This window comes from Pseudanabaena cinerea FACHB-1277 (assembly GCF_014696345.1).
Classification (GTDB): domain Bacteria; phylum Cyanobacteriota; class Cyanobacteriia; order Pseudanabaenales; family Pseudanabaenaceae; genus Pseudanabaena; species Pseudanabaena cinerea.
In genome coordinates, this window is sequence record NZ_JACJPY010000057.1 from 19262 (window position 1) to 29699 (window position 10438).

Genomic DNA, 10438 nt, shown 5'->3' on the forward strand with positions numbered 1-10438 from the left:
TGAGTACGCACTCATTTGAAAACAAAAAATCAATCCTAGTGAGGGTTTTGAGTTTTCATTTTGCCTACGGCAAAATGAAAACTCCCGCAATTCATTAATTCTAATTGCGAATCTGCACAGGCATTAGCAAATAAGTCATCTTTGCTGCACCCAACGGCACAAGCACCGCAGGACTAGTGGGATTATTGAGTTGCATCTGAATCTCGTTGCTAGGCAAAGCCTTTAAACCATCAAGCAGATATTTGACATTAAAGGCAATTTCCACATCTTCACCCGAAATCTGAGCTGGCAAAGACTCCCGCCCTGCGGCAACATCAGGGGCTTCTACGGATAGAGAAATTTCTTGGGCAGTAGCATTAATCGTGATCTTGACAATATTATTTTTTTGGTCAGCTAGTACCGCAATGCGTTCTAGGGCTGATAAAAATAATTTGCGTTCCAAAGTCACCTGTCGCTCAAAGCGATTGGGAATCAACTGGCGATAGTTAGGGTAACTGCCATCTAGCAACCGCGATATCAAAATTTGATTAGCACTCTGGAAAATCATATTTGCTGTGTCAAACTTGACGGCGATCGCCCCTTCCGTCTGTTGATTCAGCATTCTCTCAAGCTCCCGCAACGCCCTTGCAGGGATCGTCACTTCCAGATTAGTCGTCACCGTGTCTTCGGTCACAGGTGGCTCATCAGCATCCAAAAAGCCAGTTTGCAACACCGCCAAACGATGCCCATCCGTTGCCGCAAATTCGAGGCTATCAGCAGTCGCCGTTAGATGCACCCCTGTTAAAATGCGCTTAGTTTCATCCGCCGAAGTCGCAAATATTGTCGATGACAAACCACTCAGCATTGAATCCACTGGCAAATAGGTGGTTTCGCCATCTTCACCAATCTGCGGCAATTCTGGAAATTCTTCCACAGGCAATCCATGCACCTGATAGCGCCCCGATCCGCAAATAATTGACACCATCGTGTTTTCCTTGTCAACGGCGATCGTCACATCTTCATCGGGCAGTCGGGAAACGATGTCATTAAGCAACTTAGCAGGGAGTGTAATCGATCCTGGTTCAACCACCTGCGCCGAAAAAGATACTTGAATTCCCAAATTCAGATCAAATGCGATCAAACCAAGACTTTGGCTAGCACCATCAGCATCTAAACGAATATTTGCCAAAATTGGGTGGGTGGGGCGAGAAGCAACTGCACGACCGACTAGAGCGAGGTGTGTAGCAAGTTGGGATTGGGGGCAAATTAATCGCATATTGGGGAATTTAAGATGACTATTTGGCTCGATTTTGATGTTTGGTCGGGAGAAAGTCGAGAAAAAATATAGTTGCCACTTTCAGGACAACAGCTAGGAAATTGGTGTAAAAGATTAGCCCAATTGCTTAGTTAGAACAGACGATAAGCTTACCAAAGATTTGGGGACTGTTGAAAATCAGAACTCAATCTCATTAATTTTTCGGCTATTTTTGACAACTTTTTAACAACTAATTTGATGACTAATATTCTTGATAATTGCGTTGTGTTTGACTTTTGACAACTAAACAAATCTTGGAAACACAAATCTTGGAAATAGTCATTTTAGGTATTTTAAAAACAATTCTTATAAAATTTATATTTTACTTTTATCTAAGATTTATCTAAGAAATCAAGGGATGGGAGTTTTAAATTTGCTTTGAACGACTTGAATCATTTTTTACTTTAGTGGAAATAAATCATAACGCAATTAAATTTTTTTGCAAGGAAAAATCAAAAAAAATTAATTGCGGTTGCTCAAATCTGTCCTTGCTAGCTTTTGCTGACTTTCAAAAAATCAATCTCCAAATCAATCAAAAGCTTGATCAAAAACTGAAATTTCTAGATTGAAAAATTTTAGTTTTTTTTTATCCGATCTAATAATTACTAATTAAAGAAATAAAATATCTTAGATAGTAGTAGTAGGGGCTGTGGAAAATGTGGAAAACTCTAATAAACCTATACACAATCAAATATACAGACATTTTAGCCTGTGGAAAACCCTGTGGAAAAAGTGGCTAGTTTTCCACAGGGTATAAATACCTATTAAAAGTTTTCCACATTTTCCACAAAGTTATCCCCAGATATTGGCGGGTTTTCCACAATAAAATTGGAGTTATCCACAGGTTTTCCACAGGCTAAGTGGTAATATTGGGGTTATCCACAGGATTTGGCTTAGAAATAGCAGATTTTCTATCGTTTAAATTTTTTGTAAAAGTCTTTCAAAAAGCTACATATATTAGCTTAAAAATCATTTGAGGTCTTTAATCCACTACCGATCGCCAATGATATATTTAATGTTTTTTTATGAATTAATTCTTGATTTTCCCTTCTCACGCGATCGCTGATCATTGGGGATCGCTGTTAAAGTTCATTGCTAAGGTGTGGGGCGATCGCCAGTTCTTTGATATAAGGGCAACAAACTTTAATAAAACTTATTGTTTCTGAAGGTGGATATCTGGCGCTAATGCTCCTGAAATGCTTGCTAGTCTATGCCCCATTGTTTCCCTTCTTCTTTGGCTTAGGCGCTGGCTTACTTCTCTGCCGTGCTGCTGAGTCCTGTAACCCCTACTGCAAATCCATAGAGTTTGGGAATTCGTGTCGGCATTAGCTAAAATCTTGTGAATATGACAAAACCTAATTATGAAATTTAATCCTGATCTATGTCGCAATGAAAGCGAGGTTGAAAGCAAGCTGTTTGTCCAATTTTTGCTGCCCACCCTTGGTTATGATCCCAGCACATGGCATCAAGAGGTCGCCTTCGGCAACATTCGCCTTGATTTTTTAGCCTTTACCTCCCAAGTCTTTCCGCAAGCTGCTGACAACTTGCCCAAGGTTGGCATTGTCATGGAGGCAAAGCATCCTAAACAGAATTTAGATTTTCATGTGCGGCGACTAACCCATTATCTCACTAAGCTTCAAGTTTGCTATGGAGTTCTATCTAATGGTAAAGATTTTCGGATCTATGAGTTAGTCGGTGATCAGTTAAAACTAAGTTTTAGATGTGATGGCATGGCTGTTGCTGATAAAATTGATGAGATTAAAGACATTATTAGCAGGGATAAGTTAAGATCAATATCACAAACGCTGATGCCCACAACTCAAGATCAACCGCTTTCTCTTGCTACAAGGTTGGAGCTATCCCCAATAAAAGATCCTGCCTCCACTCCACTCCCTCTTCCCAATCCGTCACTCACTACTTCTATGAAAACGATCGCAATCTATCACAATAAAGGCGGCGTTGGCAAAACCACAACGGTGGTCAACCTTGCCGCCGCCCTCAGCAAAAAAGGTAAGCGTGTCCTCGTCATCGATCTCGACAGCCAAGCCAATACTACCTTTGCCACAGGGCTAATTAAGTTTGAAGATGAAGAATTTGACGACATTAAAGAACTGAATGTTTTGCAAATTTTGAGCTATGAAGATTCTTTCCCCATTAGCGAAGTGGCGCGGAAGTCCAATTTTTGTAATCCATCAATTGACGTAGTTCCTGCTCATATCTCCTTGATGGAATCTGAAGATATGCTTGGTCGAATGGATTCTAGTAGAATGATCCTGATGCAAAAATTGAAAGATGTAGAGTCTAAATATGACATTGTACTCATTGACACTCCGCCATCACTGAATTTATACGCACGGGTTGCTCTAATCGCTTGTGACTATTTGATCATTCCTTCGGATCTTAAGCCTTATGCAAATCAAGGTTTGGTCAATGTTAAAGAATTTATCAAAAAGGTAAATGGATTCAGGAAGCAAATTTCTAAACCGCCAGTCAATATTCTTGGTGTTCTTCCAAATAAAATATCCACCAATTCCCGCTTTGTGCAATATACCCTCCCAAATAGGCTGAGTAAGATTGAGAAGAAATATGATTTGCAATTGATGAATTCGATCATTTATGATCGTGATGAGTTAGCGAAATGTGGTGAACTTACACAAGTAATTGGAGACATTGAGGTGGCAGATCCTAAGTCTATTTTTGACTTTAAGCCAGATGCGATGTCTGCTCAAGAATTTGAGCTACTGTCGATCGAAATTTTGGAAAAAATTGGAGTAACTAGATGAGATTATTACCTTCATTGGTTACTGTCAGAAAAATAGTATCTACATCCGATAGATCTCAATTTGAAAGTGACAAGATCGAGTATCTGGCACAGCAAATTTTAAATGCGGAAGGAGTAATTAGTCCTCTAGTTTTAAGAAGAACTGGAATTGATTCCTATGAAGTAATTGATGGAGATCTTGTGTATCATGCTGCTGTGAGAGCAAGAGAAATTGATGCTAGAAATGGAGAATCGATCGCGGCTTACATTATCGAGTCTGATGATATCGCAACTGATTCCATCTTGAAGCAAATTGAACTAATTAGGCAATCGCAGCCTTCACAAACACATGAAAAGACTATTGGTGAAACAACCTCGCCACCAGTGAATTCATCAAATGATTTCCTTTCATCTTTTGAGAGGTCGATTAATATCCAGTTAGCATCTGTCAATTCAAATCTCAAAAATATTGATGCCAAACTAGACCAAAATCTATCAACGTATCCACCAACGAACAAGGATAATGATCAGATTGAAACTCTCGTCAAGGTGATCGCCGATCTCGACAAACGGATTCCGCCACTGCCTAACCCTCGTCCTGAGTCACAACTCCTTAAAGAACTCAACGAGCAAAGTCGGGAAGAACTGACAGCTAAATTTACCAAAGCAGGATGGAAAGGTAAATCCCTGAAAACAATAGTTGATTCGATAATCGAAACTCGACCTTACGACTCTTTCGCTGACCTGACATCGCGCAAACTCAACAGTTCTAAAAATAAATTCTTCACCGATGCTACGTTAGTCAAAGTTCTAGATCGCTATTAATTGTCTATTTTTTTGTGAAATCGACTATTTGCTAGGGCTTATGCAAGTGATCTATAAACCCTGATTCTATCGTGGAGGCAATTCAATGCACTGCTCATAATACTTTGCATAAGTCCTATTGGCTCTAGCATCTTTTCTTAACTTGAGCATAGATGTTTTCGTAAATTATTTCTTATTTCTGTAAATATTCCAACAAACATTGGCGAACGGAGAAATCCTAGGCGGTATACCGAATAAATTGACGATATGCGGAGTGATATATTAAATTAAGTTAAGTTAAATGATTGACTTAGATCTATTAAGGCTAGATCATAAGTCATGCACCAAACCTGTAGACATTCAGGCTTCTTGATAAAGGCAACTTAGCAAGCAGTTGAATAGACAAGTTAAAAATCTCCCCCAATGTCTGTGAGTATTGTGAATATTACAACCTCGAAGCAAGCAGAGAAACTAGCAGAGATCGGAGCGCAATTTAAGCGAATTCGAGAAGATAAGGATCTGTCAATTCCTCACCTCACGGCAACGACCCTAATTTCTGAGCGCTACTTGCGTGCCATTGAAGATGGCGAAATTCAATCACTACCTGAACCTGTTTACATCCGTGGATTTATTCGCAAATATGGTGTGGCCTTAGGAGTGGGTGATATTTCAGAAGATTTCCCTTTGAATTCGGCTATGCCTGAGCGTAAGTGGGCAGGCAGTCCAGCCGCCGAGCTGCGTCCTCTACATCTTTATGCGTTGTATATTGCGGTGATTGCTGGGGCAGTGGGTTTATTAGCTACATTTCTCAACCCACCCGAAGCCAACAAAATCAATGATAGCCAGACTAATTTTAGTAACGCAGCAAAATTAGAAACCGCAAAAGCTGAAACCTTAACTTCTTTGTCACCTCAGACTGGCGGACTAAGCGTCATCAGGCAATCGGCGATCGCCCCATCCTCTGCGCCCAAAAATCTCGCCACAGACCTCGCCAAAACTGCTTCTGCGGAGGTTGTGGGAGGACAGGTAAATGCAGGATTTAACAATATTTTGAAATCCTGGGTGTCAAGTACCAGCCTTGAGAGTCGATCCCAACAGGCGATCGCTGTGGGTGGTAAGTTTGAGTTTGCGCCCAATAAGCTCGTAAATGTAGGCGTTATTATGCAAGGTCAATCTTGGATTCGCATTGTCGTTGATGGCAAAACCGAATTTGAGGGCGTACTTGATGAGGGCAAAAAGCTGGCTTGGTCGGGCGATCGCCAAATCGCGATCCGTGCTGGCAATGCTGCTGCCGTTGCCCTAAGCTATAACAACCAGCCCGCAAAGGTTTTGGGAAGGGATGGCGAAGTCGCCGAAAGATTATTTTCTGCTAATTCTGGCAGTTTAGAGGCAAATCTCAGGGTTAATCAATAGTAGCCCGCGCTCTGCCCTTGCCCAATAACATAGGGCTTTACTACCCAAATCCTCAATAAGCCTCAATGGGTGCTGCAAGGACGGTCAATCAAAGGTTCTGGTTACTTCTCTAGACCACTTTTTTTGACTAGCTCCTCTGGCGTAAGCTTTGATAAAAATTCTCGGAAGGCTTTTCTTTCCGCCTCATCAGCATCCTGATCAACGGGGATCGATGCCTCTAAAATTACCTCTTCCATTACCCAAATTGGGCATTTTGCCCTCACTGCGATCGCGATCGCATCACTGGGTCGGGCATCTAGTTCTTTTTTGATATCCCCCAAAGAAACTGTAACCACGGCGTAGAAAGTACTATTTTTCAGCGCATGAACCACAACTCGCTCAACCACAATCTGCCAAGCATCCAGAAAGTTGATCATTAGATCATGGGTCATGGGGCGTTCTAGAGGTCGCCCATCAAGGGCAGCAATAATTGCCTTTGCCTCAGACTCGCCAATCCAAATGGGTAATGCTCTGCGCTCTAACGTATCGCGTAGTAGAACAATTGGATTACGGCTAACTGCATCAATCGCAATCCCAGCTACTTTCATTTCAATCATTTTTGCCAGCCTTTCCCAATAAAATGAGTGAAAGCAATCCTAATCGCCACACCTACTATAACGGGTTATAAGATATTTTGTAATTATATCGAACCAGGAAGACACCTTCAAGGAAATATCTTAATTCTCCGCAATTGTGATTAGCTAATCAGTAGCTAGGCATACGCACCACAAGAGAAATTTTGAAAATTTTGTGAAATCACGCTTTCAAAACTTCTCTTGATTTGGATTTGAGCGCAAAGCGCTGTAATTCTAAACAGCGATCGCCCTAGCTTTAGAGATATTGAGTGATTCCATGACCAAATCTGCAAGATCATTGATAAAAATGGGATGACTGTTGAGGGCAGGGACACGATCAAAATGATGAATACCCGCTTCTTCAGCCACTTCACGATATTCAATATCAATCTCCTGCAAGGTTTCAATATGTTCAGAGACAAAGCTAATCGGTACGACTAATAGGCGATCAACCCCACGCTTAGCCAGATTTCTAATCGCTTCTTCGGTGTATGGTTGGAGCCATTCCACAGGACCAACGCGGCTTTGATAAGCGAGGGTGTGGGCATTGTAGCGTTGATAATCGCGGCGCAGAGACTGCATGATCCCATCGACACAGTTTTCCATTTCTGCCTGATAGGGATCGCCATATTTGGTGACATATTTGACTGGTACACCATGGGCGCTAAAGAAAAGATGCACATGATCGGGAGCGTCCGACTCTTGCAGTTTGGCATCTATTAATTCATTCATGGCGCGAATGTAGCCTGTGCGGCGATACCAAGATTTAATGGTGATGCGCTCGATCGCTTGTAGCTGTGGATCATTAGCCCAAAGCTGATCGAGTTTCTTGATGCTAGAGCCAGTGGTGCTAATCGAATATTGTGGGTATAGGGGCAGAACAACTAGGTGGGTGATGCCATCCTGCTTGATGTGGGCGATCGCATCTTCGGTATAGGGATGCCAATAGCGCATCGCCACATATACCTTTGCCTCCACCCCATAGCGTTGCAAGACATTCTCAATGTTCTCACCCTGCTCTACCGTAATTTGCCTTAGGGGAGAGCCGCCGCCGATCATTGCATAGTTTTCTTGGCTAATGGGGGCGCGACTAGCGGCAATCAGTGAGGCGATCGGCTTTTGTAAGAAGGGAAATGGCAGGCGAATAATTTCGGGATCGGCAAATAGGTTATACAGGAAGAGATAGACATCTTCGAGTTTTTCAGGTCCTCCCAGATTGAGCAACAGTACACCAACGCGAACAGACATAACGCAATTCCTGTATTTTATGTTTTTATAAAAATGAAAATAAAAATGAAAATAAAACCAAATTAAAGCAGGCAAGGTTAGAAAATCTCCATTTCGCGGTTTCTTGCAAAGATTGATATCTTGCTGTGCGCCCGAAACTTCAAGATTTTTTAGAAATGCTAAAAAGTGATGTGATAAATTTTATGAAATATTTTAAGCTAATTTATTTTAAGCCTACCCAAATTATAGCGGTTTTCACTTGATCGGATATGGGACTTGTCGCATATTGATGAAGCATTGCTAAAGGTGAGTTTAAAATTGTTGCTGCAAAATTGTTGGCGCAATCACGCGAAAGGGATCGGCTCCTAATGTTTGGGGTGTCATTTGCCAAGAGTCTAGTTTATACCTATATTCCGCAACCTTTTGCGAACGGCGATCTAGCAGTATTACATTAAAATTTTGCTTTTGTGCCTCTACGCCCAGCTTAAAGAGAAAGCTAAATCTTTGTACATAGTCGAGCGCTCCCCATCTGCTGCTGTTGATGGTGAAGATTGCTTGTTTAGAGGCTTCATCAATGGTGACATTATCCACCCAGCTTATTGCTAGTCTGTCAAGTTTCCACCAGAGGCTAGGCTCTACGGGTTGCTGTGGGATCGTAATATTTTCGGCGATACCCTGATTGCCGAGGCGATCGCCCATTGCCATATAGCTAATTATTGCGAAACCCAATGCTAAAAATAGTTTATGCACGATCGCCATTACCTCTTTTGATATGCTTTCAGTGATAGACGTTAATATTTTCTCTTAGTTCTGTGGTTATAGGTAGCCAAGCCCAAGATATATATGGCGTTGCCAAGCCGCACAATTAAGTTAATTCAAATTTCAGGATTAAATATATGCCAGTGGTAGCAGTAATCGACTATGACATGGGTAACTTGCACTCAGCTTGCAAAGGGCTAGAGCTAGCGGGGGCGACAGCCATTGTCACCCATGATCCCCAAAAGTTAGCTGCTGCCGATGGTATTGTTTTGCCTGGGGTGGGATCATTTGATCCTGCGATGCAAAAGCTCCGTGCCACGGGGCTAGAGCAACCAATCCATGAGGCGATCGCGTCGGGCAAGCCATTTTTAGGCATTTGCTTGGGAATGCAGATTCTTTTTGATGGCAGTGAAGAGGGCAAGGAATCAGGATTAGGAATTATACGGGGGCAGGTTAAGCGTTTTCGTCCTGAGCCAAATCTCACTATTCCCCACATGGGTTGGAATCAACTGGCGCTAAACCAGCCGCAATGTCCGCTATGGCAAGGTCTAACCCCAAATCCTTGGATGTATTTTGTGCATTCCTATTACACCGATCCCTGCGATCGCCAAGTTACCGCCGCCACCACTACCCACGGCAGCCAAACCGTCACCGTGGCGATCGCCACCGAAAATATTATGGCAGTCCAATTTCATCCCGAAAAATCATCCACTGACGGGATACATTTGTTAGCAAATTTCGTCAGAATGATGACTGCGTAGCATAATAATAAAGTCGCAAGAGATTTATGAAGATCCATATGATCAAAAAATTGGGTATTGCTTCCTGTCTGGCGATCGCCTGTGTGGTTGCTCCTACTGCGGTTCGCGCTCAAGCTAATGCAGGGTTTATTTTGTTTGGTGGCGTGAAGGATAGCGCTCTAGACTATTGTCTAGACAATGGCACTAGTAGTCGCAACGATCGCTATTATCTAGAAGTGAAGCCCCAAAGTTTCAAGGTCTCTGAAGTGATCATTACTTATCCTGATCATTTCAATGGTAGCTTTGACACTAATGACATCAAATTGCGGGTGACGGGTCAATGTCGCGGCGGCAAGGATTTAGAAATTGAGTCTGCCACTTGGGATCGAGAAAACAGAAGAATTACCGTAATTCCCAAGGAGGCGATTCCTGCAAAAACAGCTTTGAGGGTAGTTTTATCCAATGTGCGTAATCCTGATTATGGCGGTTTCTATCAATTTGATGGTCGCGTATTAAGGGCGGATGTACCTGTGCCTGTTTATATTGGCTCTTGGGTCATTACCCTAGACTAGTTGTAAAGTTCCAGCACTTGGTGCTGAATTAAGATCCAAAGTAATTTTCAAAAGCGGCGCAACGCGCCGCTTTTGAAAATTTTTATCAGAAAAATGGGTTTAAAACCCCGCCGTTCTAGTGCGGCTTTATATTAGTTAGATATCTTACAAAACAAGTAGTATAATGTAAGTATGACTCAAAAAGCTTTCAAGTACCGATTCTATCCAACTCAGGCGCAAGAAAGCATGCTCAGGAGGACGATGGGTTGCGCTCG

At 42.2% G+C, this 10438-nt stretch carries 10 protein-coding genes; 6 read left to right on the plus strand and 4 right to left on the minus strand.

Annotated features, from left to right (window positions below; all coding sequences use genetic code 11):
- Window positions 1-100: 100 nt before the first annotated feature.
- Window positions 101-1255 (minus strand): DNA polymerase III subunit beta, encoded by a 1155-nt coding sequence (gene dnaN, locus H6F44_RS15735; RefSeq protein WP_190351980.1) that lies wholly within the window; start codon window positions 1253-1255, stop codon window positions 101-103.
- A 1400-nt stretch (window positions 1256-2655) separates the two neighbouring features.
- On the opposite strand from dnaN, the gene H6F44_RS15740 reads away from it, so the two are divergent.
- The 3 genes from H6F44_RS15740 to H6F44_RS15750 all read left to right on the plus strand — a co-directional run bounded on the left by H6F44_RS15740 (window position 2656) and on the right by H6F44_RS15750 (window position 6272).
- Window positions 2656-4077, plus strand: a complete 1422-nt coding sequence (locus H6F44_RS15740) for an AAA family ATPase (RefSeq protein ID WP_190351981.1) — start codon at window positions 2656-2658, stop codon at window positions 4075-4077.
- On the plus strand, window positions 4074-4880 hold the full coding sequence (locus H6F44_RS15745; protein ID WP_190351982.1) for a ParB N-terminal domain-containing protein: 807 nt from the start codon (window positions 4074-4076) through the stop codon (window positions 4878-4880). The genes H6F44_RS15740 and H6F44_RS15745 overlap by 4 nt, the downstream gene beginning before the upstream one ends.
- A 402-nt stretch (window positions 4881-5282) precedes the next feature.
- Window positions 5283-6272, plus strand: coding sequence for a helix-turn-helix domain-containing protein (locus H6F44_RS15750; RefSeq protein WP_190351983.1), 990 nt, complete (start codon window positions 5283-5285; stop codon window positions 6270-6272).
- Window positions 6273-6373: 101 nt separating this feature from the next.
- Here the strand turns inward: H6F44_RS15750 and H6F44_RS15755 are convergent, their stop codons facing one another.
- The 3 genes from H6F44_RS15755 to H6F44_RS15765 form a co-directional block, all read right to left on the minus strand.
- On the minus strand, window positions 6374-6868 hold the full coding sequence (locus tag H6F44_RS15755) for a bifunctional nuclease family protein (protein ID WP_190351984.1): 495 nt from the start codon (window positions 6866-6868) through the stop codon (window positions 6374-6376).
- Window positions 6869-7120: 252 nt separating this feature from the next.
- Window positions 7121-8134, minus strand: a complete 1014-nt coding sequence (gene hemH / locus H6F44_RS15760; RefSeq protein ID WP_190351985.1) for a ferrochelatase — start codon at window positions 8132-8134, stop codon at window positions 7121-7123.
- A gap of 291 nt (window positions 8135-8425) precedes the next feature.
- Window positions 8426-8872 carry a hypothetical protein gene (locus H6F44_RS15765; protein WP_190351986.1) on the minus strand — a complete coding sequence of 149 codons (447 nt, stop codon included), beginning with the start codon at window positions 8870-8872 and terminating at the stop codon, window positions 8426-8428.
- A gap of 137 nt (window positions 8873-9009) precedes the next feature.
- On the opposite strand from H6F44_RS15765, the gene hisH reads away from it, so the two are divergent.
- The 3 genes from hisH to H6F44_RS15780 all read left to right on the plus strand — a co-directional run.
- Complete coding sequence (hisH, locus tag H6F44_RS15770; RefSeq protein ID WP_190351987.1) at window positions 9010-9633, plus strand: imidazole glycerol phosphate synthase subunit HisH; 624 nt, start codon at window positions 9010-9012, stop codon at window positions 9631-9633.
- A 26-nt stretch (window positions 9634-9659) separates the two neighbouring features.
- Window positions 9660-10184: a DUF2808 domain-containing protein gene (locus H6F44_RS15775; RefSeq protein WP_190351988.1), complete on the plus strand. Its 525-nt coding sequence runs from the start codon at window positions 9660-9662 to the stop codon at window positions 10182-10184.
- A 171-nt stretch (window positions 10185-10355) separates the two neighbouring features.
- Window positions 10356-10438: helix-turn-helix domain-containing protein (locus H6F44_RS15780; protein ID WP_190350305.1), on the plus strand; the 83-nt coding region annotated here is incomplete at its 3' end.